This window comes from Streptomyces flavofungini, assembly GCF_030388665.1.
GTDB classification, from domain to species: Bacteria; Actinomycetota; Actinomycetes; order Streptomycetales; family Streptomycetaceae; genus Streptomyces; species Streptomyces flavofungini_A.
This window is the reverse complement of sequence record NZ_CP128846.1, coordinates 9,022,877-9,048,293: the sequence shown is the minus strand read 5'-3', so window position 1 is coordinate 9,048,293 and position 25,417 is coordinate 9,022,877. Positions and strand designations below refer to the sequence as shown.

The 25,417-nt window shown below is 71.9% G+C and carries 20 protein-coding genes and 4 pseudogenes; 11 read left to right on the top strand and 13 right to left on the bottom strand.

Going from position 1 to position 25,417, the window contains the following annotated elements:
- Positions 1-79: 79 nt before the first annotated feature.
- On the bottom strand, positions 80-223 hold the full coding sequence (locus QUY26_RS41055) for an FAD-dependent oxidoreductase (RefSeq protein ID WP_354670773.1): 144 nt from the start codon (positions 221-223) through the stop codon (positions 80-82).
- Between the two features lie 104 nt (positions 224-327).
- A pseudogene (locus tag QUY26_RS39235) lies at positions 328-1,407 on the bottom strand (flavin monoamine oxidase family protein); the annotation flags it as partial.
- An 81-nt stretch (positions 1,408-1,488) separates the two neighbouring features.
- Here QUY26_RS39235 and QUY26_RS39230 point away from each other — a divergent pair.
- Positions 1,489-2,028, top strand: a complete 540-nt coding sequence (locus QUY26_RS39230; protein WP_289955253.1) for a TetR/AcrR family transcriptional regulator — start codon at positions 1,489-1,491, stop codon at positions 2,026-2,028.
- Positions 2,029-2,199: 171 nt separating this feature from the next.
- On the opposite strand, the gene QUY26_RS39225 is transcribed toward QUY26_RS39230, so the two are convergent.
- From QUY26_RS39225 to QUY26_RS39210, 4 genes and pseudogenes are all read right to left on the bottom strand, one after another.
- Positions 2,200-2,628 carry a VOC family protein gene (locus QUY26_RS39225; RefSeq protein ID WP_289955252.1) on the bottom strand — a complete coding sequence of 143 codons (429 nt, stop codon included), beginning with the start codon at positions 2,626-2,628 and terminating at the stop codon, positions 2,200-2,202.
- Positions 2,629-2,670: 42 nt separating this feature from the next.
- Positions 2,671-3,441, bottom strand: a complete 771-nt coding sequence (locus QUY26_RS39220; protein WP_354670741.1) for an alpha/beta fold hydrolase — start codon at positions 3,439-3,441, stop codon at positions 2,671-2,673.
- Between the two features lie 54 nt (positions 3,442-3,495).
- Positions 3,496-4,077 (bottom strand): annotated as a pseudogene (locus QUY26_RS39215) (alcohol dehydrogenase catalytic domain-containing protein); the annotation flags it as partial.
- Between the two features lie 471 nt (positions 4,078-4,548).
- A complete protein-coding gene (locus tag QUY26_RS39210) occupies positions 4,549-4,800 on the bottom strand; it encodes a hypothetical protein (RefSeq protein WP_289955250.1) in 252 nt (83 codons plus the stop codon).
- Here QUY26_RS39210 and QUY26_RS41050 point away from each other — a divergent pair.
- The gene (locus tag QUY26_RS41050; protein ID WP_354670772.1) at positions 4,718-4,963 is read left to right on the top strand and encodes a DUF6191 domain-containing protein; all 246 of its coding nucleotides are present in this window, start codon (positions 4,718-4,720) and stop codon (positions 4,961-4,963) included. The two genes, QUY26_RS39210 and QUY26_RS41050, sit on opposite strands and share 83 nt — an antisense overlap.
- Here the strand turns inward: QUY26_RS41050 and QUY26_RS39205 are convergent.
- Positions 4,893-5,399 (bottom strand): hypothetical protein, encoded by a 507-nt coding sequence (locus QUY26_RS39205; protein ID WP_289955248.1) that lies wholly within the window; start codon positions 5,397-5,399, stop codon positions 4,893-4,895. The genes QUY26_RS41050 and QUY26_RS39205 overlap by 71 nt on opposite strands.
- Positions 5,400-5,684: 285 nt before the next feature.
- Between QUY26_RS39205 and QUY26_RS39200 the strand changes: the two genes are divergently transcribed.
- The gene (locus QUY26_RS39200; RefSeq protein WP_289955245.1) at positions 5,685-9,677 is read left to right on the top strand and encodes an nSTAND1 domain-containing NTPase; all 3,993 of its coding nucleotides are present in this window, start codon (positions 5,685-5,687) and stop codon (positions 9,675-9,677) included.
- 139 nt (positions 9,678-9,816) lie between these two features.
- On the opposite strand, the gene QUY26_RS39195 is transcribed toward QUY26_RS39200, so the two are convergent.
- Positions 9,817-10,653 carry an SDR family oxidoreductase gene (locus tag QUY26_RS39195; protein ID WP_289955244.1) on the bottom strand — a complete coding sequence of 279 codons (837 nt, stop codon included), beginning with the start codon at positions 10,651-10,653 and terminating at the stop codon, positions 9,817-9,819.
- Between the two features lie 92 nt (positions 10,654-10,745).
- On the opposite strand from QUY26_RS39195, the gene QUY26_RS39190 reads away from it, so the two are divergent.
- From QUY26_RS39190 to QUY26_RS39175, 4 genes are all read left to right on the top strand, one after another.
- Positions 10,746-11,126 (top strand): winged helix-turn-helix transcriptional regulator, encoded by a 381-nt coding sequence (locus QUY26_RS39190; RefSeq protein ID WP_289955242.1) that lies wholly within the window; start codon positions 10,746-10,748, stop codon positions 11,124-11,126.
- A 483-nt stretch (positions 11,127-11,609) separates the two neighbouring features.
- Positions 11,610-12,014 (top strand): RidA family protein, encoded by a 405-nt coding sequence (locus QUY26_RS39185; protein WP_289955240.1) that lies wholly within the window; start codon positions 11,610-11,612, stop codon positions 12,012-12,014.
- A gap of 87 nt (positions 12,015-12,101) precedes the next feature.
- The gene (locus QUY26_RS39180) at positions 12,102-12,644 is read left to right on the top strand and encodes a GNAT family N-acetyltransferase (RefSeq protein ID WP_289955239.1); all 543 of its coding nucleotides are present in this window, start codon (positions 12,102-12,104) and stop codon (positions 12,642-12,644) included.
- Between the two features lie 92 nt (positions 12,645-12,736).
- Complete coding sequence (locus tag QUY26_RS39175) at positions 12,737-13,006, top strand: hypothetical protein (RefSeq protein WP_289955238.1); 270 nt, start codon at positions 12,737-12,739, stop codon at positions 13,004-13,006.
- A 31-nt stretch (positions 13,007-13,037) separates the two neighbouring features.
- Here the strand turns inward: QUY26_RS39175 and QUY26_RS39170 are convergent, their stop codons facing one another.
- The 4 genes and pseudogenes from QUY26_RS39170 to QUY26_RS39155 all read right to left on the bottom strand — a co-directional run bounded on the left by QUY26_RS39170 (position 13,038) and on the right by QUY26_RS39155 (position 17,612).
- On the bottom strand, positions 13,038-14,018 hold the full coding sequence (locus QUY26_RS39170; protein ID WP_289955237.1) for an NAD(P)-dependent alcohol dehydrogenase: 981 nt from the start codon (positions 14,016-14,018) through the stop codon (positions 13,038-13,040).
- 798 nt (positions 14,019-14,816) lie between these two features.
- Positions 14,817-15,493 (bottom strand): annotated as a pseudogene (locus tag QUY26_RS39165) (DUF4232 domain-containing protein).
- A 442-nt stretch (positions 15,494-15,935) separates the two neighbouring features.
- Positions 15,936-17,081, bottom strand: a complete 1,146-nt coding sequence (locus QUY26_RS39160; protein WP_289955236.1) for a serine hydrolase domain-containing protein — start codon at positions 17,079-17,081, stop codon at positions 15,936-15,938.
- Between the two features lie 213 nt (positions 17,082-17,294).
- Positions 17,295-17,612: pseudogene (locus QUY26_RS39155) on the bottom strand (DUF6185 family protein).
- 279 nt (positions 17,613-17,891) lie between these two features.
- On the opposite strand from QUY26_RS39155, the gene QUY26_RS39150 reads away from it, so the two are divergent.
- Positions 17,892-18,497, top strand: a complete 606-nt coding sequence (locus QUY26_RS39150) for a dihydrofolate reductase family protein (RefSeq protein ID WP_289955234.1) — start codon at positions 17,892-17,894, stop codon at positions 18,495-18,497.
- Positions 18,498-19,551: 1,054 nt separating this feature from the next.
- Here QUY26_RS39150 and QUY26_RS39145 read toward each other — a convergent pair.
- Positions 19,552-20,313: a TetR/AcrR family transcriptional regulator gene (locus QUY26_RS39145; protein ID WP_289955233.1), complete on the bottom strand. Its 762-nt coding sequence runs from the start codon at positions 20,311-20,313 to the stop codon at positions 19,552-19,554.
- A 268-nt stretch (positions 20,314-20,581) separates the two neighbouring features.
- Between QUY26_RS39145 and QUY26_RS39140 the strand changes: the two genes are divergently transcribed.
- From QUY26_RS39140 to QUY26_RS39130, 3 genes are all read left to right on the top strand, one after another.
- Positions 20,582-22,927, top strand: a complete 2,346-nt coding sequence (locus QUY26_RS39140) for an MMPL family transporter (RefSeq protein WP_289955232.1) — start codon at positions 20,582-20,584, stop codon at positions 22,925-22,927.
- A gap of 304 nt (positions 22,928-23,231) precedes the next feature.
- A complete protein-coding gene (locus QUY26_RS39135; protein WP_289955231.1) occupies positions 23,232-23,954 on the top strand; it encodes an FG-GAP repeat domain-containing protein in 723 nt (240 codons plus the stop codon).
- Between the two features lie 224 nt (positions 23,955-24,178).
- Positions 24,179-24,811 (top strand): helix-turn-helix transcriptional regulator, encoded by a 633-nt coding sequence (locus QUY26_RS39130; protein ID WP_289956389.1) that lies wholly within the window; start codon positions 24,179-24,181, stop codon positions 24,809-24,811.
- Positions 24,812-25,417 lie beyond the last annotated feature (606 nt).

Genomic DNA, 25,417 nt, shown 5'->3' with positions numbered 1-25,417 from the left:
ACCAGCTGACAGCACAAGAGCCTTTCACGCGGGACGCGCCGGGACGGTTCCGCGTGCTCCGGGTGCGCTGGTGCGGCGGTCACGGTGTCCTGAGGCGGTCCTGGAAGGCCGGCTCCGCCGCGAGGACTTCGTCGGCGGCTCGTTCGCCGGAGCGGATCGCGCCCTCGATGGAGCCGGACCACTGGGTGGCGGTCTCGCTGCCGGCCCAGTGGATGCGGCCCACGGGGGTGCGCAGGGCGGAGCCGACGGTGGTGAGGACTCCCGGCGGGAAGTAGGCGTTGATCCGCCTCGGGAGTGCGGGGCGTCGCTCCAGTCCTTCTCGTGCCAGTCGGTGGGGTGCGCCGCTCGTGGTCCGTATCCGCGCACGAGAGACTCGATGATCGTCGCCTTGCGTTCGGGCGGGGGCAGGCGGGTCAGGTGGTGGGCCGCGGGGCCGTTGGCCAGGGTGCACAGCAGGCCGGGGCCGCCGGGGCGGGAGGCGTCGAAGGTCATGGGGCCGTCGAGGTCGAGTGCGAGGCCGGAGAGGCCGTCGGCGCGCCAGAAGGGGGTGTCGTACACGGCGAAGGTCTTGAGGGCCGCGCCCATCGGCATGCGCTGCGTCAGCTGGTCGCGGGGCGCGGGCATGGGCGGGGTGTAGTGGATGCGGCCGGCCAGGGGTGGCGGAACGGCGACGATCACGCGGGCGGCTCGGATGTCGGCGACGTGGACTTCGTCGCCGGTGTCGTGGAGGGAGGTCACGGGGGTGTCGAGGCGGACGGCGTCGCCCAGTTCGGCGGCGATGGACCGGGCGGGGCCGTCCGCGCCGTCGACGAAGAGGGCTCCTGCGGTCTCGGCCTCCGCGCCGGCTCTGACGCCGCCGGTGCTGCGGACGGCGGTGAGCAGGGCGAGCAAGGACACGCTCGCGACGTCGACCGAGAGCTCCGCGCCCAGGACCGCTTCGGCGAGGCGGCGGGCCCGGGGCACGGGCAGGCGGCGGCGCAACCACGTGGCGACGGTGGTCGAGTCGAGGCGCTCCGCCTCGGTGGTGGTGAGTGCGCGGGTGCTGAGGCGGTCCAGTTTCCAGAGCGCCGGCGCCAGGACGGCGGTCGCGTGCGGGGGCAGCGGCGGGAGTTGTCCGGCGAAGCGGCGGCTCGTGGTCCTGGTCAGGAGCAGGTTGTCGCCCTGCGTGTGGCCCGTGAAGGTGGCCGCGTCGTAGGCGCGGGCCAGGGCGGTGAACCGGGTGTGGGCGGGGGCGATCCACTGACCGCCGAGATCGATGGCCCAGCCGCCGGGGAGCCGTGCGGTGAGGGTGCGGCCGCCGACGCGGTCGGTTGCTTCCAGCACGACGACGTCGAGTCCGGCCGTACGGAGTCCGCGTGCGGCACACAGCCCCGCGTACCCGGCACCGACCACGGCGACATCAGGCATCTCCACCCCTCCCGCTTTTTTGCATCAAGTGTTTTACAACGAGCGTTGCATGAAGGGTGCGGGCCGTGCAACAGTGGCCGGGTGCCCCGTCAGGTCGATCACGCAGCCCGCCGTCGCGACATCGGTGCCGCGGTCCTGAAGATCGCCGCCGAGCGTGGTTTCCGCGAGGCGACGATCCGCGCCGTCGCCGCGGCCGTCGGTGCTTCCACCTCGCAGGTCACGCACTACGTCAGCAGCCGGGACGAGTTGATCCGGATCGCCGTGCGCCACGAGATCGAGGCCCGGCGGGTCCAGATCACCGAACTGCTGGCCGACAGTGAACGCCCTCTGCGCGCGCTGGTGGAGTGGGCGGTGCTCGGCACCGGGGCCGAGGCGCAGCGGATCTGGCTGGCGATCGTGCTCGGGGCGCCGACCGAGCCGGTCGTGCGCGCCGAGCTCGAGGAGTTCAACCGCTGGTGGGACGGGGTGGTGCGGCACCTGGTCGGCAGCCCCTGTGATGCGGACGTCGTCGATGTCCTCGTCGGTGGGCTGGTCTTCACCGGGTTCGAGGCGTCGGAGGACTGGTCGCGGGAGCGGCGGTTGCAGGTCGTGGACGCGGTGCTCGCTCCGCTGGGTCTCTAGGGTCGGCCTGCCGCGTATCCGGGGTCGGCCGCCAGTGGTGGCGCGGTGGTCGCGCTCGTCGCCGCGTTCCCGCACGACGTCAGCGACGATATCCACACTGCCCGTACCGCCCGTACCGCCCGTACCGCCCGCTCGACCGCGCGGCCGCGGGGCCACGAGGCGGCGACAAGCTCAGTCGATGCAGAATTCGTTGCCCTCGATGTCCAGCATCGGGATGCACGAGTCGTTGCCGTCGTACAGCGTGCGCACATGGACCGCGCCGAGCGGGACCAGTCGGGCGCGTTCGGCCTCCAGGGCGGCGAGGCGCTCCTCCCCCACGAGTCCGGTGCCGACCCGTACATCGAGGTGCACCCGGTTCTTGGCGGCCTTGCCTTCGGGGACGCGCTGGAAGTGGAGCCGCGGACCCACGCCCGAGGGGTCGCTGCACGCGAACCAGGCGTCCCGCTCCTCGGCGGGCCGGGACTGCCAGTAGTCGTCCCAGGTGACGAAGCCCTCCGGTGGCGGTGGTACGACGTACCCCAAGACCTCGCACCAGAAACGGGCCAGGCGCTCGGGTTCCGCGCAGTCGAAGGTGACTTGGAACTTCTTGATCGTTGGCATCGGCGCACGATAACAGGGGCCGTCCGAGCGCCGACAACGGCTTTACGCCGCGGTCCGCGCAGACAGGAACGCGCGTACGGCGGCGGCGAACTGGGCGGGAGCGTCGTGGTGCACGACGTGTCCGGCGGGGATCTCGGCGAGCTGTGCGCGGCCTGCCCGGCGGGCGATCATTTCCTGGGCGTGGTCCTGGGTCAGTACCTCGCTGTCCGTTCCTCGGATCAGGAGGGTCGGGCAGGTCACCGACTCCCAGTCGCTCCAGTGATCGCCGGTGAGGGCCTTCTGCGTGAGCACGGTGTCGTCGATGCCGAAGGAGTATCCCCAGCCGTCGTCGAACTGGCGCAGTGAGCACTCGAAATAGGGTGCCGTCCAGCCGATGGCCTCAGCCAGCGCTTCGCGGGACGGCGCCCTGCGCGGCAGTCGTGCCGTGTACGTCGGGTCGATGTCCACCACGGCGCCGACGTCCTCGACGATGAGGGATGTGACCCGGTCCGTGTGCCGGGCGGCGTACTGATAGGCGTTCACGCCGCCGAGGGAGTGACCGAGGATCGCCACCGGGCCGAGTCCCAGGTGGCGGTGGAAGGCCGCGATGTCGGCGACGAAGTCGGCCCGTCCGTAGCTCTCGGCGCGATCGGACTCGCCGTGCCCGCGCTGGTCCAGTGCGATCACTCGCCACCGCGGCGCCAGCGCCCGTGCCAGGGGGGCGAACACCGCCGCCTCGTTGAAGTTCCCGTGGAACGCCAGCACCGGAAGACCCGAACCGCCGAAGTCGAGGAACGACAACCGCCGTTGCTCAGCTGTGAAGAACTCACGCATGGGGCTCATGCTAGGCGTCGACCCCGGCCCTCCCCCACCGATTGCTTCCTACCTCCCGACCTCCAGGACGATCTTTCCCGTGCTGCGGCCCGTCTCGCCCAACGCGTGCGCCTGGGCGGCCTGTTCGAGCGGGAACACCGTGTCGACCTGTACGGCCAGGTGGCCGACGCCACCGGCCGCGGAATGGATCAGTACGCGCTGTCCCGCCCGGAGCCGGGCGGTGTCGACCAGGGCCTGCCACGCGGTGAGCGCGGCCAGCGGCAGGGCGCCCGCCTGAACGGCGTCCAGGCCGCGCGGGCGCGGCGCGAAGTGCCGGGCGGGTGCCGTGACGTACTCGGCGTAGGCGCCCGCCGGGTGCGGGAAGCGGGGCATCCCGAACACCTCGTCGCCGGGCTGGAAGATCGTCACCCCCGGGCCCGCCGACTCGACGACTCCTGCCACGTCGAACCCGAGGGTGAAGGGAGGCGTCGCCCCGGTGGCGAACATCCCCCGCGCGCGGGTCTTCCAGTCGGCCGGGTTCACGCCCGCCGCTTGTACGCGGACCAGGATCTCGCCCCGGCCCGGCTCCGGCCGCCCGGTCCGGACGACCTACAGGACGTCGGGGGTTCCGGCCCGGCCCTGGGACACGGCCCGCATGGTGGCGGGGTGGTGGCGGGCTGGGGCTCGCGCTGGGCCATGGCGACATTCCTTGTGCGGTGCGAGGTGATGCGGGCTTCGTGCCCACGGACCGGGGCACGGGGTAAGACTCGCTGGTCAACTGCGTCACCGGTGGTGGCGTGCTGGTCATGTCCTGACAGGATCCGGCCATGGGGGATGTCTGCGGCGGAGCCTCCGCCGCGCGGGGGAAGCGGATCATTCGCTGGTCCGATGCCTGCGCCCCGCACATCCGGAACAGTGATCTCATGACCAGCAGCGAGGCGAGTCCAACGGCGGCGGGCGAAACAGCAGTCACGGCAGTCACGGCAGTCGAGGAAGCCGGGCGGCCACTGTCACGGACGCTCCGGATCGGGTGCGCTGCTCGCGAGGGAGGCAGGCATCCCTGCCGGAAGACGTACGCCAGGGGTCGTCCGTGACGATCTGGCTTCTGTCGTTCCCGGCGTTCGTGTGTCAGCTCGTCCTGTTCGCCCTGGTGGAGAGCGTGTGGCGCTGGTTCACGGGGCTGGGGTTGATCCCGTGGCTGCGCAGGCGCGCTGGGCGGTCGCTGTCGAACACGGCCTTCGACGAGTTCACGGCAGTCGTGAACGGAAACAAGACCGTCGAGTTGGAGCAGCGGCGGGTGGAGCTGCTGGTGCAGGACGACGAGAGCGACGGGGCGCCGCCTCGCTCCAGCATCGACCTGGCCCGGGGCACGGCGTTCATCGTGCTGCCTCAGCGCCAGTCCCCGTTCGGGGCGGAGGTGCGCATGGGTCTTTGCTGTCCCCTGTACAGCAAAGACCCATGCGCGACGCTGGTCAGAACCTCCAGGGCTTGCAGTTCAGGAGCTTCTTCGTGCCCACCTTGCGGTCGCAGGCGTACGCGGTGACCTTGTCCTTGGCCTTGAACGACCACGACTTGGTGCTGTTGACGACGGCCACACGGTTCTTGACCGTCCGCCAGCCGCCGCCCTTGAACTCGTCGTACTTGAGGGCCAGGACGGCCTCGTAGCCGTCACCCGGCGCGCGGTCCTGGGCCGTGGCACCGGAGAACTTGCCGTCGTAGAAGGCGCGGCCGCCTGCGTCCTTGCCCGCGTACCAGTACTGGTACGTCCCGCTGATCTTGGCCTTGGTGCTGCTGGAGGTGGCGTGGAAGCCCCTCGGCGCGGCGGCGGCCGACGCGCCGACGGTCTTGTCGTCCGATGCCGCGCCGGACGCGCCGGCGGACGACGCGCCGCCGAGCACGAGGCCCGCGAACGCTCCGGTGACGCCGATGCTCGTGAACGTCGTGCGCCAGCGGGTGCGGGCCTTCGTCGATGCAGTCATGTCTCGTCCCTCCCTGCCGCGGGCCGGCCTCCGCGCAGAGGCCTGCGGAACCCGCGGATCGACAGCGCGGCAGGCCCCGCGCCGAAGCGGGCCTTGGCCGTGCTGATGACGAAGAGTTCACAGGGTGCGGCGTTGTTCAGCACCCCGCTTCCGTGCTGGTGAACAATCCCGGCGGGGCCGACCGGTGGCGTCGCGCGACCCGCGCGGAGCCGCCGCATTGCTTGCTGCAGGCGGCGGGCGGCTCGTAGGTTGGCACGGTTGATCAACGGAATACGGGGGGCGTGGGTGGGGCGTCGGGAAAAGCCGCTCGATCCGGCGGACGGGCCGGTGGCCCGGTTCGCGGTGGGGTTGCGCAAGGTGCGGCAGGAGGCGGGGGCACCCTCGTACCGGGTGATGGCGCAGCAGGTGGGCTACTCGGTGACGGCGCTCTCGCAGGCGGCCGCGGGGGACAGACTGCCGTCGCTGGCGGTGGTGGTCGCGTACGCGCGAGCCTGCGGGGCCGACTCCGAGGAGTGGGAGCGTCGCTGGCACGAGGTGTCGCGGGAGCTGGTCGAGGAGTCGCTGGGCGAGGGCGAGGACGGCGGCGGGCAGTCGCCGTACCGGGGTCTGACGCGCTACGAGCCCGGTGACGAGGGGCTGTTCTTCGGGCGGGAGCGGTTGACCGAGGACTTGGTGCGGCGTGTGCGCGAGTCCCGTTTCACCGTCGTCCTCGGCCCCTCCGGGAGCGGCAAGTCGTCGCTTCTGCGGGCGGGGCTGATACCCCGGCTCCGGCGCGTCGACGACGCGGCGGAGCGTCCCGCGGCCCTGCGGATCCTCACGCCGGGCCAGCATCCTTTGCGTACGCACACATCAGTGCTCACGCCCGCCGAGGGGGACGGTGACACCTGGCTGATCGTGGATCAGTTCGAGGAGGTGTTCACGCTGTGCCGGGATCCGCAGGAGCGGGCCGCGTTCGTCGACGGGCTGCTGGCGGCGAGGAGTCCTGGCACCCGGCTGCGGGTGGTGCTCGGTGTGCGGGCCGACTTCTACGGCCGCTGCGCCGAACACCGGCCTCTGGCGGACGTGTTGTCGGAAGCGAGCCTGCTGGTCACGGCGATGTCGGCCGCCGAGCTTCGGGAGGCGGTCGTGAAGCCCGCGCAGGTCTCGGGGCTCATCGTGGAACGTGAGTTGACCGCCCGCCTCGTGCGGGAGGCCGGGAGTGAGCCGGGGGCGCTGCCGCTGCTGTCGCACGCGCTGCGGGAGACCTGGCGGCGACGGCGCGGCCGGACACTGACATTGCAGGGGTACGAGGACACGGGCGGCGTGCACGGCGCGATCGCCCGCACCGCCGAGGACGTCCACGCACGGCTCTCGGACGGCCGCAAGGAGCTGGCCCGGCTGATCCTGCTGCGCCTCATCGCCCCGGGTGAGGGGGCGCAGGACACCCGGCGCCCGATCCCGCGCGCGGAACTCGACTTCGGTGACCGCGACGAGGTCGACGCCGTGGTGGACCTGTTGGCCCGGGCCCGGCTCATCACCCTCGACGACGACACCGTCGACCTCGCCCACGAGGCGCTGATCACATCCTGGCCCCGCCTGGGAGCCTGGGTGGACGCCCACCGGGACCGGCTGCGCGCCCACCGTCACCTGACGGAGGCGGCGCGTACCTGGGAGGAGCTGGCGCACGACCCGGGCGCGTTGTACCGGGGCGCCCGGCTGACCACGGCGGCGGAGCACTTCCCCGCCGACGGGGACGGGTGCGCGGACCTGACCGGGCCGGAGCTGTCCTTCCTCACGGCGAGCCGCCGCGCCCGTTCGCGTGCGCGGCGGCGTCGACGTGTCCTGTCGGGGGCGCTGGCCGTGCTGGTGGCGCTGTCGGTGGTGGCGGGCGCGGTGGCGTGGCGGGAGAGCCGTACGAGTGAGCGCCGGCACGTCGAGGCCGAGGCCCGCCGCATCGCCGCGGCCGCTGCCACCATGCGTGGTCACGACCCGGTCACCGCGATGCGGCTGAGCGTCGCCGCCTGGCGGCTCGCGGAGTCCACCGAGACCCGTGCGGCGCTCCTCGGCGCCATGGCGCAGAAGGAGGAGTCGTCCTTCTCCCGGCCCGGCGCCGAATCGGAAGCGGTGGCGACGGAGCTGACCGCCGACGGGCGGACGCTGGTGGGGGTGGGCGCGAAGCGTGTGCGCACCTGGGACATGCGGGAGCTGCGGCCGAGAGCGCGCTCGTATCCGGGGCTCGGCAAGCTGGCCGCGCAGGATCCGGAGGTGACGGTGAGCCCGGACGGCCGGACGCTGGCCGTGAGCACGCTGGAGTCCACGGTGCTGTGGGACGTCCGCGCCGGACGTGTGCGCAGCCGCCTGCCCGCGACCAACGGGCCGAACGTCACCTTCTCCCCCGACGGCAAGCGTGTGGCCCTGACGGTATGGGACGTGGACGGCTCCGATCCGCCGGACGGCCCCGATGACATGGGGGTGCCGTGGGGCGTGGGCGGGCCGGACAGCCCTCGGGGCGCGGGCGGGGCGGATGCGCCGGCGGGCGCGGGGAGGGCGGATCAGCTGGAGAGCGGGGACAGTCCGGATGAAGCAGAGGGCCCCGAGGCCTCGTCCAGCAAGGTCTTCGACGTGCGCACCGGCCGTGCCGTGCTGACCTTGAGACAGCGGCATTCTGAGAAGTCGCAGAGCTTCGCGCTCAGCGCGGACAACCGCCTGCTGGCCCGCTGCGATGAGGAAGGTCCGCTGGAGATCTGGGACATCGCCCGGCGCTCCCGCCTCAGCCCAGCCTGGATGGCCAAGGACAAGAAGCGGTTCGAGTGCCGCGGCGCCTCGTTCGTCTTCACCCCGGACAGCAGGCACTTGGCACGTGTCACCGGCCGTGACATCCGCCGCTGGGATCTGCGCAGCGGCCGGGAGGCGCCACGGGTGCTGAGCAAAGGCCTGCAGGACGTCCGTTTCAGCAAGGACAACACGTTCGTGATGGCGTCCACGGCGGACGGGGTGGCGATGTGGCGGCTGGCCGCGCCGGGCACGCCGGTGTTGCGCCGGGCCACCGTCGGCGACGCGTTCTGGGGGTTCGAACTCGACCTGGACGCGGGAGCCGTGCGCTACTTCAACGAGACGAGGACGGTGCTGCACTCGCTGAGCGTCAGGTCCGCGGTCGAGGCGCCCTGGCGCAAGGAGTACTTCTCCCCGGGGCGGTTGGCCGCGGACGGCCGCACTCAGGCCGTCGTCCGCCACGCGAAGGGCGCCAAGGAGCTGCGGCTGGTGGACACCCGTAGCGGCCGGACCGTCTTCGAACCGAAGGTCGAGCCATGCCCGCGGGGTTCCGAGGACAGCCCCGTGGCCGCGGACCCTGATGACGTGGCAACCCAGGAGCTGAGTGCGGCCGAGATGACCGACCCCGAGCAGGCCGAGGAGTGCTCCGACCTCATGGCGTTCAGCGCCGACGGCCGGTACTTCGCCTACGGGCGGGCACGGCAGCTGGGTGATCCCGGTGCGTCGACGCGGGAGCGTGTCACGGTCTGGGACGTCCGAAAGGGCAGGGAGCACGCGTCGGTCGTACTGGAAGCGGACGAGATGGGCGGGAGCGGCCTGGACGGTCTCGTGCTGAGCGCCGACGGCTCCCGCCTGTACCTGGCCCGCACCTCGATGCAGGAGACCACCGAGGTGTGGGACCTGCGCTCCGGCGGCCGTCCCGAGAAGGTCAGGACCCTCAAGGACATCTCGGGGACACTCGCGGTACGACGGGACGCGGCGAGGGTCGCCTCCTGGCAGGCCATCGCCGACCCCCGCTCCGGCAGGACCGTGCGCACGTCACTGAGCGGCACCCTGACCAGCGAACTGGCCTTCAGCCCCGGCGGGCAGTACCTGGCCGCGGGCGACGCCTACGGCCGGGTGACCGTCTGGAACGGCACCGGAACCACCCGCCGCGCCGTCCTGACCGCCGCGGACTCCGACGCTCCGCCCACGGCCGACGGCGACGGGGTCACCGCGCTCGCCTTCTCCCACGACAACGCCACGCTCGCGGTCGCCACCCGCTCCGGCGTCCTCCAGCTGTGGGACGTCCCCTCCAGCCAGCCGCTCGGCTCGCCCCTGCCGACGCCCGGCGACACGATCACGTCGCTGGCCTTCAGCGCCGACGACAGGACGCTGTATGCGGGCGGTTCCCACGTGCCCTTGCAGAAGTATTCGCTCGACCCCGCATCTCTGGTCGCCGCGGTGTGCGAGCGGGCGGGTTCGGGCCTGTCGCGGCGGGACTGGCGGACGTACCTGCCGGATCTGTCCTACCGGGCCACGTGCTGAGTGCGGCGTTGTTCCGGGGGCAGATCTGAGCGGAGCCTCGCCCCGAGGGAGGCAGAGCCGGGTGGTCCCGCCGCTCCGGCCCAGCGGCACGCCGGGCCGGAGCGGCGGCCGGGGAGTTTCCCCCCGGCGGCCGTCGCCCTCAGCGGAAAGCCGCGACGTTGCGGGCGACCCAGTCGCTGAAGGGGCGCGGGGCGCGGCCGAGGACGCGCTGCACGTCCGGGCTGATCCGCAGTTCGTCCGGGTTCGGGGCGGAGATGATGTCGAGGGTGTCGTCGGCGAGTTCCGCCGGTACGAACCGGGTCATCTGAGCCTTCGCCTCGGCGCGGGTCAGCTCGTGGAAGCGCACGGGCGAGCCGAGCGCGGTGGCGATCGCCTCGGCCTGCCGACGCGGCGAGATCACCTCCGGCCCGGTCAGCTCGTACACCCCGCCGTTGTGCCGGTCGTCGAGGAGGCAGGCCGCCGCGACCTCGCCGATGTCCGCCGGGTCGACGACCGGCACCCCGACGTCACCGAAGGGCGCGGCGACCATGCCCCGCGTGCGGACGGACTCCGCCCAGGCGAAGGCGTTGGAGGCGAAGCCGCCCGGCCGCACCACGGCCCAGTCAAGGCCGGAGGCGCGCACCGCGTCCTCCAGCGCGCGCATCGCGACCCGGGTGGGCCCGAGCGGCCTGGTCGACACGCCCTGCGAGGACAGCAGGACGACCCGGCGGACCCCACGGGCCACGGCCAGGTCGACGAGGTCGGCCGGGCGGGAGTCGGGGGCGTGCAGGTTGCCGGACAGGAGGAGGAACAGCGCCTTCGCCCCGTCAAGGACGGGCGCGAGGCTCGCCGGTTCGGCCAGGTCGGCCACCACGTGCCGGATGCCGTCCACCGCCGTCGCGTGCCGCGACACCGCCGTCACCTGCTCGCCCGCCTCCACCAGCGCCTGCGTCAAAGGCCGACCCACATTCCCGGTAGCCCCGGTCACCACGATCATGTTGAGCTCCTAGTCCGTTGTGCGGTACGGCAGTTGACGCTAGAAGCCGGGCTTACTCTTCGTAAGGACATACCCAGAGGTAAGCTCCCGACATGGAGGAAGGCGCGCAGTCCACACAGGCCGAGCCGGGCACTCGCTATGACGTGTTTCACACCGACTGCCCCGCGCGCGACGTGGTCGACCACGTGACCAGCAGGTGGGGCGTCTGGGTGCTGATATCCCTGCGGGGCAAGGACCTCCGGTTTTACGAGCTGCGCGACGGCATCCAGGGCATCAGCGAGAAGATGCTCGCCCAGACGCTGCGCGCGCTGGTCCAGGACGGACTGCTCCGGCGGGAGGTCGAGCCGACCACTCCGCCACACGTCACCTACGGCCTCACCGAGTTCGGCCGGTACGTCGCGGAGCCGCTGACCGAGCTGTTCGACCGGGTCACGGAGCGGCTGCCGGGGCGCGGCTCAGCCGGGAAGGCGTAGGGCCAGCAGGCTGGTTCGGGCAGGTCCGCGAGGGCGAACGCGCCCCCATCAAGGCCCGCTACCACCCCGACGACGCCGCTCCCCCGTGACACGACCCCGCAGGCCCGCCCCAGGGGGCCCGTCCCAGCGCATCTGCTCGGTCCGCAACCGCATCTCCGTGGCCTTCGCCTGCATGTGACGGGCCCGGTCGAACGCCCGTCGGACCACAAGGCGCGATTCCTCGCACCGCTCGAACGTCCGGGCGACCTCAACTCGCTCCACAACACCACTCATCATGACCCCGCGGTTGTCAAAGTACAGTCACCGTGCACCATGCCCCCGGGCGAGGTCCATGGGGCGGGGCGCATTCACGCCCACTTCGGATCCGGCAGCCCCCACGGACAGCCCTGCCGGATGTCAGCGCCATCGGGTGTCAGCGCTGTCGTGCCGGGACTCCTGGCACGCGGCCGGAATGAAGCGACCTGCACGGGTGTTCGACCGGACATGACGAACGATCACCGCACCATCACCAACCCGGCCGCCCTCCACGACCCGACCCCCTTCGGCTACAGCCACGCCGTGTCGGCGCCCGGCGAACTCGTCTTCATCGCCGGGCAGTACGCATCCGACAGCACCGGCGCCCCCGTCCCCGGCGATTTCGCCACGCAGGTGGAACTCGCCCTCGACCGGCTCCAGTCGGCGCTGGAGGGAGTCGGTCTCGGCTACGAGCACGTGGTCCGGCTCGGCAGCTTCATCGTCGACCACGACCAGGAGAAGCTGGAGGCCCTCGGCAAGGCGCTGCACGCGCGCTTCGGCGACCGGCTGCCCGCCCAGACCCTCAGCGGCGTCGCCGCGCTCGCGCTCCCGGGCATGCTCTTCGAGATCGACGCGGTGGCGGTACGGCCGTAGCGCAGTGGCACCGCCGCCCACCGCACCGGCCGCGACGGACCGCTGATTCGTTTGCAGCTGGACGGCGCGTCCGGACAGGAAGCTCCCATGCTCAAGGGCGGCAAAGTCGGGCTGAGGGCCCGCCATGAGGACGACATCCCGATTCTCCAGGCCGAGCTCCATGACGACGTGGAGAACCACTCGCGGTCCGACGGCCGGCCGTGGCGGCCGGTCATGCCGGGCTCCAAGGAGTCCAGGGTCGTCGTGGACGACAAGCAGGACCGGTACGCCGCGTTCTCGGTGGTGGAGCTGGACGGCGGCACGCCGGCCGGCTGCGCGTGGCTGTGGGACATCGACACCCACAACCGCTCCGCGCACATCGGCGTGGGCCTGCTGCCGTCCCTGCGCGGCAAGGGCTACGGCACCGACGCGGTCAGGGTCCTCTGCCACTACGGCTTCGTCGTGCGCGGTCCGCGGCGGGTGCGGATCGAGACGCTGGCCGACAACGCCGTGATGCTCCGCGCCGCCGAGCGCAACGGCTTCGTCCGCGAGGGCGTGCTGCGCTCCTCGGCCTGGGTGAGGGGTGAAGTCCTGGACGAGGTGCCGCTCGGGCTCCTCGCCGAGGAGAGGCAGGCGGATCCGAAGGTCTAGCGGCCCGCCGTCGAGGGCTTCGGCTCCCCGCCGGCGGGCGACCGTCCCACGTCGGCGGACCGGCCGCGCGCCCCTGCCGATACGGTTGCCCCATGCACGTACGAGCAGTGGATCCGCGAGACACCACCTGGGAGCACGACGACGCGACCTACCGGGCGTACTTCTGGGAGGCGTCGCCGGGGGCGTCGGACGAGTACGAGGTGACCGGCGCCGACGTGGAGGAAGTCCTCACGTGGGTGCGCGCCCGGGCCGAGGAGACCGGCTCGGCCTACACGCTGTACGCGCGCGTCACCGACAACGGCGGCGAGGGCAGCCCCGGACTGGTCCGTCTGAGCGGGGTGGCGGGCGACCCGTTCGCCTGAGCTCCCGCCCGCGTCAGGGCCGGCGCACCGGTCAGGCCCCGGGGGACACGGTCAGGACGACCTTGCCCCGGGGATGGCCCCGCTCCAGTCGGCGGACGGCCGCCCGGGCCTCGGCCAGGGGGTAGGCGCTGTCGACGCTCGGCGTGATCGCGCCGCTCTCGATCAGCGACGTGAGGGTCACCAGGTCCGCTCGGCGCACGACCGTCCACAGACCGAGGAGGTCGTGCCGCGCGAAGCGGGTCAGCAGGGCCATCCGCAGCTGGGTCCCGGTGTCGCCGAACCAGCGGCTTCCGCCCTCGCCGCCGACGCGCACGAGGGTGCCGTGGGGAGTGAGGGCGCGGCGCAACAGGGGCAGCGGGCGGTTGCCTGCGGCGTCGACGACGACGTCGTACCGGTGCGGGGTCTCGGTGATCTCCTGGCGGGTGTGGTCGAGGACGGCCGTGGCACCGAGGGAGCGGACGAACGCGGCCGCGCGGCCCCCGCAGACACCGGTGACCTCCGCGCCGTGGGCGACGGCGAGCTGGACGGCGAAGCTGCCGACGCCGCCCGAGGCGCCGATGACCAGGACCCGCTGGCCGGCCCGCAGGCCCGCCTTGGCGTGCAGCGCCTGCAAGGCGGTGACGGCCGACACCGGGACGGCGGCGGCCTGCACGAAGTTGATGTTCCCGGGCTTGGGCGCGATGCGCTCGGCCTTGGCGAGCGCGTACTCGGCGAAGGAGCCGTCCAGGTGCCCGTACACCGCGTCGCCGGGTTCGACGCCCGTCACCTTCGCGCCGACCGACTCGACGCGTCCGGCGCCGTCCCAGCCCCGAACGGGGTTCCTCGGCCTGCGCAGCCCGAAGAACGCGCGGGCCATCAGGGGCAGTCCGGTCATCACGTGCAGGACGTCCGGGCCGACGCCCGCGGCGTGTACGCGTACCAGCACCTGGCCCTCGCCCGGGGAAGGACGCTCGACGTCGCGTACGTGGAGCGTGTCCGCCGAGCCGTAGACGTCCTGCACGATGGCCTTCACGTGGTTTCCCCCGATCGAGGCGAGCGGGTGCGGCGGGGCCTTGGCGGGTGCTGCGGGTCGTCGGTGGTGCGCGGGGCGGTGCGGATGGCGCGGGGCACACTCCGCGGCGGACCGCCGACTGCCCGACTGGCGGTCCCGGAGCCCGCCCCCTGCTCCATTGAAGCGGGAAGCGGATGCGGGTACCAGCCAGTCGGGCCCACGAGGTACCGCCACGTGCCGAGTTCGCGGGGCCGGATCGCAGGGTCGATTCGCAGGGCTCGGTCGTGGAGTTGCCACGTCGAGCTGGTTCGCGGAGCCAGGAGGACGTCGGGCAGAAGACGCTCGCCATGGCCTTGCTGATGTCGAGGTCCACGGCGCCGGGCTGGTGGAGACCGCCCCTCCGGCCCCGCCCGTCACGCTGGCGTCGCACGGTCCACGTCACGCGGCACGCCCTCGGCGTCGGGGGGGATAGCCGTGGCCGTGCGGCCCCTTGAGCCTGCACGCTCCCGCCCCGCGCGGGGGCGGCGGTGGCGGGCCCGGCCCGGGCCACCATCAGCAGGGCGACACCGGCGGCAAGGCCGCCCCCCTCAGCGACGGACGAACGTTCCGATACGGCACGACGTGCTCCGTTTCACTCTCACCTTCCGGAGCCGGGGCACCAGGCCCTCGGCACGGACCACCGCGGTCCGTGCCCTCAGGGCAGCCAGGAGACCCGTGCGTCGGCGTACGCGTTCTTCGATACGCCCGCGATACACCGCGCCCCGCCCACCTCCCGGCATCCCGCGCCGCCTTGACGCCCCCCCCGGCTCGACGAGCCGGTCAGTTCGCTCCGCCCTGACCGGCGCCGCCCATCGGGCCGACCTTCACCGAGGAACCGCCGCCCTCGGTGACCGGAAGGGTCGAGGCGCCGGGCCACTCCATCGAGAACGACTTCGTCTCCCCGGGGGGCGTCACCACGATCGCCGAGACGCTGACACCGGAACCGCCCGAGTCGTTGACCGGGTAGGTGACACCGAAGGACACCGACTCGCCGTCCTTGAGCGTCATCGGGCTTGACCGGCCCGTGCGGGTCGCGGAGAGATCGCCCTCGCTGGTCTTCAGGTCGACGCCGCGAATCCGGTCAGGGAACAGTCCTTGCCGGCACCGTTCCTGAACGTCACCGCGACCGTGCCCTCGGTGTCGCCGTCGACCGTGCTGTCCGACGCGGAGATGTCCAGCTCGTCGGTGCGGCACTTGCCGACCCTGGCGCTCGTGTCGGAGCCGCCGCCGGTGGCCGCGCCCTGCCCGCCGGAGCCCTCCTCGGACGAGCCCTTCCCGCCGGAGTCCTTCCCGCCGTCCTGGCCCGAGCCGCCCGAACCCGAACCGCCGGACGAGGACGAAGCGGTGGACTCGGCCGACGGGGAGTCCCCTGCCGAGTCGTCACCGTCGTTGCACGCCGAGAGCGAGAGGGTCGCGGCAACGGCCAGGGCGGCGAAGGTGAGCTTGTGAACGCGCATCGTTTCTTCCTCGGTGTCGGTCGGGATGTCGGCCGCTCGCTCCGAGTCGTACGAGCCGGTGCGAGCGGGCGTTGCTGACCTGCATGAGCCGCCCGACTCGAAGCCGCGTTCATCCCGACCGCCCGCCAATACATCCCTGTTACACGCACAGCGAGGTACGAGGCACACCGCCTCGGGCACGCTCCGTCCGCTCCTGCCCCTTCGGGCATCGATGCCGGACGCTCCCCTTCCGCCCTCCGGCAAGGGAAACGGTGGCCCGCGCGCGGCGACTCGTGCACCTCGGGGCATGCCGCCGAGGGACCGGGGCCCCGGCTGCGACCATCATTGGGCACCAGTTCGAACGTGCCGCTCTTCGGGACAGACCCGAAACCCTGTGGATCTTGACCTGCCCTCCCCCAACCCCCGTGCTCCGTAGCCGACTTCACGATCCTGGTGGCTGTGGTCAGTCCTCCAGGACGAGGTCGACGATCCCGCGGGCCAGTTCGAGATCGGCGATTCCCCATGTCCCCTTTCTGGTGCTGTAGTTGGTGGCCATCACCACCAGGGCCCGCCCGTCGACGGAGCGGACGATCTCCGAGTAGGAGCCGCCGACCTGGCTCTGCCCGGTGTGCCAGGCGATGCGGTGTTCGCCCGTGCCGGGCTCCAGGGCCCAGCCGTAGCCGTACGCGGGTCCGTCCTCGGCGTCCTCGGTCGCGGACGCGTGCGGGGTGAACATCTTGCGGCGCGCGTCGGCGGAGAGGACCTCGTGGCCGTTCAGGGCGACGTGCCAGCGCAAGAGGTCTGTCGCCGTGGAGAGCATGCCGCCGTTGCCCCGCAGGTTCCAGTGCGGTCCGTCGGGCGCCCAGGGCTGGTCGTTCGGTCGGCCCGCGGGCTTGCCCCGCTCGTCGTACTCGACGGCGATGTCGCGCCGCGCCCACCTCGGTCTGACGTAGCCGGTGTGCTCCAGGCCCGCAGGGCGGAAGAGGCGGTCGGCGAGGAACTGCTCGTACGTCAGCCCCGAGCGTTCCTCGATGACCGCGGTGAGCAGGCTGTATCCCAGATTGGAGTAGTGGAAGGCGCGGCCCGGCCGGGAGCGCAGCTCCGTGCGGTTCAGGGCCTGGAGCATCTCCGCGCGGGACAGGGGTGCGTAGTCGTCGCCGTAGCGGTCGGGAAGGAACTCGGGCAGGCCCGAGGTGTGGGAGAGGAGCTGGTGGACCGTCAGGGGCCGTATGTGCGGGGGAAGTCCCGCCAGCAGGTCGCCGAGGTGGTCGCGTACGTGGACGCGGCCTTCCGACTCCAGCTTCAGGACGGCAGCCGCGGTGAACTGCTTGGTGTTGGAGGCGATGTCGTACACCGTGCCGCGTCCGCACCGGATGCCGCGCGCGCGGTCGGCGAATCCGAAGCTCTCGCTGTACACGATGCCGGACCCGCTCGCGGCGAGGACGGTGACGCCGGGCCCCTTCGGCAGCTCGGCGGTGACCACGTCGTGGATCCGGTCGTGCAGTTCGCTGTCCGAGCGGTGCTCCGCCTTCTGCGGCCCGCATGCGGTGACGCCTGCCAGGGCGGGCACGAGGAGCGCCGCCCCGCGGACCACCGCACGGCGTCCCACCGGAACTCCCTTGTACGCCGCGCTCGGCGACATGCTCGGCCCTGGCATCGGCCACTCCCCCATCCGGCATCCACGCCCGCCCGGCACCGCCCGTCGACGCGAGCACCACCGCCTGTGGGCGCCCAGCATAGGAGCCCGCCCTAAAACCCCCTCCTGCGCCCCGGGGCCCGGCGCGCGCGGTCGCCGCATATCGCCTCCGGGCAGATGCGGGGCTCAAGGGCTTACGCCGGAGAACACCCAGGGCGTACCGCCGTTGTCCGCGAAGAACTGCATGATCGTCGTGATGGCCGCGGTCTGCGCGAGGACCCGGGCGACCTGGATGGACAGGTAGCGCGTCTGCTACACCACCGGCAGCAGGCGCAGCCTGCCGCGCCCGGGCAGAAGCTCGCTGCGGAACGTCCCCACGTCCATCCGGACGCCGGTCAGGGTCAGGATGAGCAGCATGGACGCCGCTGCGACGGCGAGGGGCGTCTGTTCCTCCCCCAGGCTCCGGTTGCCGAGGGTGAAAGCGCCGATCGAAGCGAGGTACACGTCGCGGCCCTGGACGGTGAGCGCGACACCGAGCAGGGTCAGGCTCCAGTTCCGCAGGTTCGTGACGGCCTTGCCCCCGACGGGATCCGGCACCCCGTGGCCGGGGCAGCACGATCAGCGCGCACCACACCGCCACGACGACGGCGATCAGCCAGAGCGAGCCGCCCGCGGCGCTGCACACCACGTACGGCGGTGAGTCGTCGGCGCGCCGCGGCGCGGCCGATGAGTTCGTGGCTCCCGGACCGTCCAAGCTTGTGACACCTAGGAAAGGACATCGCCATGTCGGAGCTTCTCGTCGACTTCATCACCTCCCTCGACGGCCATGCGTCGGGAAAGGGATGGCCCGGGTTCTGGGGCCTCGAGGGTCCGGAGTACCTCGCATGGCTCGGTGAGCAGCCCGAGGTCACCTATCTGATGGGAGCGAACACCTACCGCCTGATGTCGGGCTTCGCCGGCGGTGAGGTCCCGGACGGGCAGGACGAGTTCAGGCCCGAGGAAGAGGCGTCCGTCGACGAGCTCACGCAGGCTCCCAAGGTGGTGTTCTCCTCCTCCCTCGAGGAGCCGCTGACGTGGGCGAACTCCACGCTCGTCCGCGAAGACGCCGTCGAGGCGGTCCGCGCGATGAAGTCGAACGGCTCGGGGCTCCTCAGCACGATCGGCAGCCTCGCCCTGTGCCGGTCCCTGCTGAGGGCCGGACTCGTCGACCGTTTCCGGGTCGTCATGTTCCCGGTGATCACCGGGGCCACGGGTGAGGAACGCATCTACGACGGCTATCCGGACGTTGCCCTCGAGATGACCGAGCACCGCACGTTCGACGGCCGCATCCAACTGGTCGAGTACAAGCCGCGTGTGCTCGAGCACCCGCCGCTCGACGCCACCGCATGACGTCGCTCCGTCCGCCGGACTGGACGGCCGCTCGGCTCGCGGCCAGGGCTGCTGCGACCTGAGGGCTGCGCCCGATGTAGGACGGCCAAGACCGTGCCAGAACCCGTCCGCACAGCAGGGGAGTTCGATGGTGGGTGCGCACGCGTGCGGGGCGTCGTTCAGGGGGCGCAGCCGTCGGTGCTGGCGGTGGGCGCGCAGTCGACGGCCCGGGGCGGTCAGAGCCTGGCCCCAGCCCGGCAGGGGCCAGGCGATGCAGGTGATGCAGGTGATGCAGGTGATGAGTGTGCCGATGTCTCCGAGCACCCGGGTGACGGGCTCCATCGTGTCCGGGTCCACCGAGAGGGCTGCCAGGGGAACGCTCGAGGCCCGGCACAGGCTGAGGGCGAGGGTCAGCCAGGCGCCGAGGGCGACGAGGCCGAGGCCCCGGCGCGGCCACAGGCGGTGCGAGACCTTGGCGTAGACGTGGCTCTGGCTCGCGATCGCGGCTTCGCCGCCACCGGGCGGAATCTGGGACTCGCCCCGGCGGTCCAGGAGTTGCCGGCCTACGCGCGCAAGATGCTGTCCCTCCATGACGAGGCAGTCGCCCGCTTCGCCACGCCCCGCGACGCCCTGCGCGTCGGGTCCCGCAGGAGTACGCCCGGGACACCCTCGCATCCGTTCGCGCGGCCCTCGCCGCCTACCCCTTCGCGGCGCCCCGGCCCGCCTGACCGCAGGTCGGGCGCGACCAGGCACGCAGGACTTGGCCCGCCACCAGGATGCGACATGTGCCGTTAAATACAGGCAAGGTGACCTGCCGAGGCCCGCATTCGCTCCCCCTGGTCGGCCATCGCCCCGCGCAGGCTCCTGGGCCGGATGTCGGCCCAGCCACCCTCGATAGCCGGAACTCTGAATGCGGAACGCACTTCATCCCCAGCCGAGAGAGCTCGATGCGGTCCGAGAACCCTGACGCCGAACCGATCCGTACCGCCCACACGCATACTTCTCGATTCCATCACCGGACCTTATGCGTGCAGGAATACCAGTGAGCGTTGCGCGAACCATGAGGAGCGGGCCGTCAATTCCCCTCGGAAAGCCCCTTGGACCCGCCCGCGGCCGGAATCCGGCGATGGACGTCGGCGAGCAGATTGCGCATGGAAAGCCGGAAGACCTCTGCCTGGTGGTCGGCCAGGAAGGCCGTGTGTCCGAACACTTCGAGAAGGACGAGGCCGGTCATGTGCCCCCAGCCGCTCAGAAGGAGGGAGGCCGCCTGGGGCGGCAGGTCGCCGAGGCCGTCGGGAGGCAGGCGGCCCAGGAAGGCCTGGAGTGACGGCGAGAGCGCGGGGGTGTCGGCCGCAGCGAGTTGCTCCCAGGTGAAGCCGTCGAACATCGCGGCCTGGAAGATCGCGCTCATGCGGCGCACGGCCTGGGTGGTGGGGCCCTCCGCGGGTGCGGCGTAGTCGCGCAGGGGTGCCCCGTAGAGGAGTTGGAACCTCTCGGGGTGGGCGATGGCCCAGCGGCGGTAGCCCTCGGCCGCCACGACGAGGCGCGGCGGGTCCGCGTCGTCACCGGCGGTGTCGACGGCTTCCTGCACGGCGGCGGCCATGTCGTCGTAAGCCTTGGCGATGAGCGCCGTGACGAGGGCGTCCCGGTTCGGGAAGTAGTGGTAGAGCGCCTGCACGGTCATGCCGAGGCTGCGGGCTATCGCGCGCAGGGACATGGCGTGCGGACCGTGCTCGGTGATGTGGCGCTCGGCGGCTTCGAGGATCTCCTGGGTGGCGGCGGCCCGGCGTCGCTGGCGCAGCGTGGGCGGGGCCACCGGGGATGTGTCTGCGGACATGGGGCGACCGTACGACGAGGGGCACGCGGCGGGTAGCACACCAGTGCGAGGTGTGAGGAAAATCTAACACTGCCAAATTTTCTGTGTCCTCGCTAACGTCGTTCGCGGCGCGAGGGGTTGGACATCAGGCCACTCGCTGCCGCTGACGGGGAGCCCGCGCGGGGCGTCCCGTCCCACTTCCCTCTCAGCTCTGGCCCGCTTCGGGCTCTTTGGTTGGCTTCTGTCGACTCTCGTCGGCGTCACCGCACCTATGCGAAGGAGACCTCGCGTGTTTGACCGCCTGGCCGAACTGGCGATCCGCCGCTCCCGGCTGATCCTTGTCATCGCCGTCGTGGCCGTGGCCCTCATGGGTGCCGTCGGCAGCGGCGCGTTCACCAAACTGAAGGGCGGCGGCTTCGACGACCCCGCTTCCGAGTCCACCCGGGCCGAGAAGGTCATCGAGGACAAGTTCGGCGGCGAGACGAACCTGCTCCTGCTGGTCCGCGCCGACGAGGGCCGGATCGACGCCCCGGCCGCCCGGGACAACGGCCGGGCCCTTGTGGCCGACCTCAGGAAGAACGCGCACCTGGAGAACGTGGTCTCGTACTGGGACACCAAGAGCCCCACGCTCCGGTCCGAGGACGGTCGCGAGGCCATGGTGCTCGCCCATGTGAAGGGTGATGCCACAGAGTTCGAGAAGAACGCCAAGAGCGTCATCGACGACTACAGCGGTCCTTACAAGGACGGGCTCAGTGTGCGCGCCGGGGGCGGCGCCGCGGTCAGCGCCGACATGTCGACCCAGGTGGTCGACGATCTTCTGCTTGCCGAAGCCATCGCCATCCCGCTGACCCTGGTGCTGCTGCTGTTCGTCTTCGGCAGTGTGGTCGCGGCCCTGCTGCCGCTCGCCATCGCCGTCTTCGCCATCGCGGGCTCGTTCGCCCAGCTCAGCATCCTCGGGGGCATCACCGACGTCTCCAACACCGCCACGAACCTCACCACGGCCCTCGGCCTCGGCCTCGCCATCGACTACGCCCTGCTGATGATCAGCCGCTTCCGGGAGCAACTCGCGGCGGGCGCCAGCGTGGACGACGCCGTCCGCAGGACGGTGCACACCGCGGGCCGCACCGTCGCGTTCTCGGCCGCGACCGTGGCGGCCGCCCTCGCGGCGCTCCTGGTGTTCCCGCAGTACTTCCTGCGCTCGTTCGGCTACGCCGGGGTCGGTGTCGTCGCCATCGCGGCCCTCGGCTCCCTGTTCGTGATGCCCGCGCTGCTCGCGGCCCTGGGGCACCGGGTCAACAGCGGGAAGCTGCCGTGGCCGAAGGCGCGGCGCTCCGACGGGCGGGCGCCGCTGTGGGGGCGCCTTGCCCGCACCGTCATGCGCCGGCCCGCGCTCACCGCGCTGCCCGTCCTCGCGGTCCTGCTGCTCGCGGCGAGCCCGCTGCTCGGCATCGCCTTCGGCACGCCGGACGAGCGGGTGCTGCCCGAGGACGCCAAGAGCCGCCAGGTCTCCGCGGCCCTGGCGGCGAACTTCGACGGCAACGACGACGCGGCCGTGCACATCGTCATCGACCGGCCCGTGGCCAAGGCCCCGCTGGCGGCGTACGCGACCGAGCTGTCCGCTCTCGACGGTGTCGCGCGCGTCGAGACCAGCACGGGCACGTACGCCGGCGGGCGGGCCGAGGTCGACAGCCCCGCCAACGCGGCCCTCGGCCGTGCCGACGCCCAGCGGATCAACGTGGTGAGCGACCTGGAACCGAAGTCGGACGCGGCCCAGAGCCTCGTCAAGAACGTGCGGACGCTCGCCCCGCCCGCCGGTTCCGACCCCCTCGTGGGCGGTGTCGACGCCGAACTCGTCGACTCCAAGCACTCCATCGGCGGCCTGCTCCCCGTCGCCGTCGGCCTGGTCGTGCTCACCACCTTCGTCCTGCTGTTCCTGTTCACCGGCAGCGTCGTGCAGCCGCTGCGGGCCCTGGTCCTCAACACGCTCAGCCTGGGGGCGACCCTCGGCGTGATGACCTGGATCTTCCAGGACGGCAACCTCTCCGGTCTGCTCGGCTTCACCGCCCAGCCCATGGAGCTGGCGATGACCGTGCTGATGTTCTGCATCGCCTTCGGCCTCTCGATGGACTACGAGGTCTTCGTCACCAGCCGCATCAAGGAGCTTCACGACCAGGGCGCCGACAACGAGACCGCCGTCACGGACGGCCTCGGGCACACCGGCCGCATCGTCAGCGCGGCGGCCTGCCTGCTCGCCGTGAGCTTCCTCGCCTTCGGCACGGCCGAGTTGAGCTTCATGCAGATGTTCGGCCTGGGCAGTGGCCTCGCCATCCTCATCGACGCGGTCGCCGTACGCGGTGTGCTCGTCCCCGCCGCGATGCGGCTGCTCGGCCGCTCCGCCTGGTACGCGCCCGGCTTCCTGCGGAGGTTCCACGGGCGGTACGGCCTCAGCGAGGCAGGCCCCGCATCCGCGCCCGTGCCCTCGCCGTCGACCGCGATCGGGGCCGGGTCTGGGTCTGGGTCTGGGACCAACTCCGAGTCCGAGACCGGGTCCGGGACCGAGTCCGGGGCCAACTCCGAGACCGAGTCCGGGACCGGATCCGAGGCGACGGCGAAGACGCCCTACGCACACAACTAGACGCGGCCCGCAGGGCCCTCGGGACCCCGTCTCCCCGCCCCCGAGGGCCCCAGGCGTCCCACCCTCGCGTTCCAGGCACCTTACGTTCCCGCAGGTCAGAGCCTCTTTCTCCGTTCCAGTGTCCCGAACTGCCCCATTTACCTGGCGGTTGGGGCGGATCACCCGACAGGCTCGTTCCATGCTCGCCCAAGAGCTCACCACGCCCACCGGGACCGGCCCCGCGTGCGGCGCCCTGGGAGCCGGCTGGGTGGGCGTGGCTCAGCAGTGACGACATGGGAGTTCGTAGATGCGTATGTGCTCACGTTTGATCGCCGCGCCCGTCGCGGTCGTCGCCCTCACCCTGACCGTCGGCGGCTTCCAGGCCAGTGCGGCCGCGGGGTCGGCGTCGGGCGGTGCGGGACAGTCCGGCAAGGCGGCCGCGGCCGCCGCGTGTCTGGCGGGTGCCACGACGCTGGTGGGCGACCTCGACGGTGACGGCCGCCCGGACAAGATCTCGAATCCCGGTCACACCGGCACCAGGATGACGATCCAGTGGGGCACCGCGAGCGGCTCGTTCGGCGCGAAGAAGTCGGTCAACAAGCTGCTCGGCGCGAAGCCGGGCGAGGTCGCGACCGCCGCCGTCGCCGACTTCCAGAAGGACGGCAAGCTGGACATGGTCGTCAACATCGTCAAGCCTTCCGGCATCGACGACCCCGCGAAGGCGCGCCTCGCCCAGTACCGCCCCGGCCCACTCAAGCGGACCGACCTGGGCTCCGCGCGGGCCCGGCACTCCGACATCGGTGACCACGGCGAGGCCAAGCAGCTGCGGGTCGCCAACTACAACGACGACGCGTACCCGGACATCGCGGTCCTCAACAACTCCGGTGACGGGTCCTGGGACCGGCAGGTGCGGCTGTCGAAGCGCAGCAGCGGCCCGGGCAAGTACAGGTACGAGGAGCAGGTGAAGTACGGCGAGGTCGGAACCCCGGCCGAGCCGCCGTCCATGCCGGACAAGGGCTGGAAGCACTTCTACAAGGCCTGCTCCTGACCCCATGAACTCCGGACGCCGCCGATCCCCCGTGTCGGCGGCGCCCGGGCGCACCGCCGAAGCCGCAGTCGTAGTCGTAGAAGTGAGGAAGTCCCTTGCCCGCGCCGCTCCCGTCCGCGTCCGCCGTGTCGTCCACGTCCGCCGTCCCGCCCGTGTCCCCGCCGTCCCCCGCCCCCGCTTTGGCCTCCGCGCCCGCTGCTTCCTCCGCGCCCGCTGCTTCCGCCGTGCCCTCCGTGGCCACGTCGACGCGGGTCCGGGTCAGCGTCACCGCCACTGATCCGATCAGCCGCGAGGGAGTCCTCAGTCAGCTGCGGCGGCACCCCGAGGTCGAGCTGTGCGAGGACACCGGCCCCGCCACCGTCGCGTTACTCGTCGAGGACGTCCTCGACGAGGCCGCGCTCGCCCGGCTGCGGCGGACCGTGCGCACCGAGGGCACGCGTGCCGTGCTCATCGTCGGCACGGTCCGCGAGAACGAGCTCCTCGACGTCATCGAGTGCGGTGTGGGCGCCATCGTCTGGCGTCGTGAAGCCACCACGCACCGCCTGGTGCAGGCCGTCCTGACCACCGCCAAGGGCGGCGGCGACCTGCCGCCGGACCTCCTCGGCCGACTCATAGGCCAGGTGGGCCGGCTGCACCGGGGCGGCGCCGCCCAGTCCGGCAGCACCCTCGGCCTCACGCCCCGCGAGGTGGACGTCGTGCGCCTGGTCGCCGAGGGCCTCGACACCTCCGAGATCGCGACGAAGCTGTCGTACTCCGAACGCACCGTCAAGAACGTGATGCACGGCCTGACCACGCGACTCCACCTGCGCAACAGGTCGCACGCCGTGGCGTACGCGCTGCGCGAGGGCTACATCTGAGGGGTCTGGGCTCCGAATCGCGGCGGCCCGCACGCCCCGGCTGATCCGTCTGCGCCTTCAGGAGACGTGCCGATCCGTCCCTGCGCCTTCAGCAGACCCGCGGTGCCCAGCGGCGCGGCGCGGCGCGGCGATCGCCGTTTCCGGTGAGGTGTTCGAACAGAAATGGACCCTGGGGCCTGTGCGACCAGCATGCTGACCAACCGCTCGAAAAGCAGCGGGTCTTGGGAATTCCTCACAGCATGGGTGTCGACCTTGCACCTCGCGCGCCTATGGGCGCCTGGGGACGATGCGGGAGGGCAGGGCAGAATGGGATCATGGCAATGTGCAACACATGCGGCGCGCGCAAGCGCCGTTGGCTCCGTATCTGCTCGCGGTGCCGTTCGGAGTCGGCCGCGGAGGTCGCGCCTTCGGCCGCCGAACTGGCGGTGGAGACAGGAATAGTCGGGTGGATGGCGCGGGGAGCGGCGGGAGTGGTGCGCACTGTGCTGCGGGTGCTCAACTGATTCGTCTTCGGCGTGATCGTGGGGCCCGGCCCGTGTCGGGGCCTCACGCCGATCCCTCAGCGGCTCCACATGTCGGCGAGGGCGACGACGGCCGTGGTCACCG

Excerpts from the sequence above, each read along its gene's own strand:
- QUY26_RS39225 (WP_289955252.1), bottom strand. The coding sequence starts at position 2,628 with ATGCCAACGATCAAGAAGTTCCAAGTCACCTTCGACTGCGCGGAACCC.
- QUY26_RS39220 (WP_354670741.1), bottom strand. The coding sequence starts at position 3,441 with ATGCGTGAGTTCTTCACAGCTGAGCAACGGCGGTTGTCGTTCCTCGAC.
- QUY26_RS39210 (WP_289955250.1), bottom strand. The coding sequence starts at position 4,800 with ATGAACGCCGTGCCCCGGGCCAGGTCGATGCTGGAGCGAGGCGGCGCC.
- QUY26_RS39205 (WP_289955248.1), bottom strand. The coding sequence starts at position 5,399 with ATGACTGCATCGACGAAGGCCCGCACCCGCTGGCGCACGACGTTCACG.
- QUY26_RS39195 (WP_289955244.1), bottom strand. The coding sequence starts at position 10,653 with ATGATCGTGGTGACCGGGGCTACCGGGAATGTGGGTCGGCCTTTGACG.
- QUY26_RS39190 (WP_289955242.1), top strand. The coding sequence starts at position 10,746 with ATGGAGGAAGGCGCGCAGTCCACACAGGCCGAGCCGGGCACTCGCTAT.
- QUY26_RS39185 (WP_289955240.1), top strand. The coding sequence starts at position 11,610 with ATGACGAACGATCACCGCACCATCACCAACCCGGCCGCCCTCCACGAC.
- QUY26_RS39180 (WP_289955239.1), top strand. The coding sequence starts at position 12,102 with ATGCTCAAGGGCGGCAAAGTCGGGCTGAGGGCCCGCCATGAGGACGAC.
- QUY26_RS39175 (WP_289955238.1), top strand. The coding sequence starts at position 12,737 with ATGCACGTACGAGCAGTGGATCCGCGAGACACCACCTGGGAGCACGAC.
- QUY26_RS39150 (WP_289955234.1), top strand. The coding sequence starts at position 17,892 with ATGTCGGAGCTTCTCGTCGACTTCATCACCTCCCTCGACGGCCATGCG.
- QUY26_RS39145 (WP_289955233.1), bottom strand. The coding sequence starts at position 20,313 with ATGTCCGCAGACACATCCCCGGTGGCCCCGCCCACGCTGCGCCAGCGA.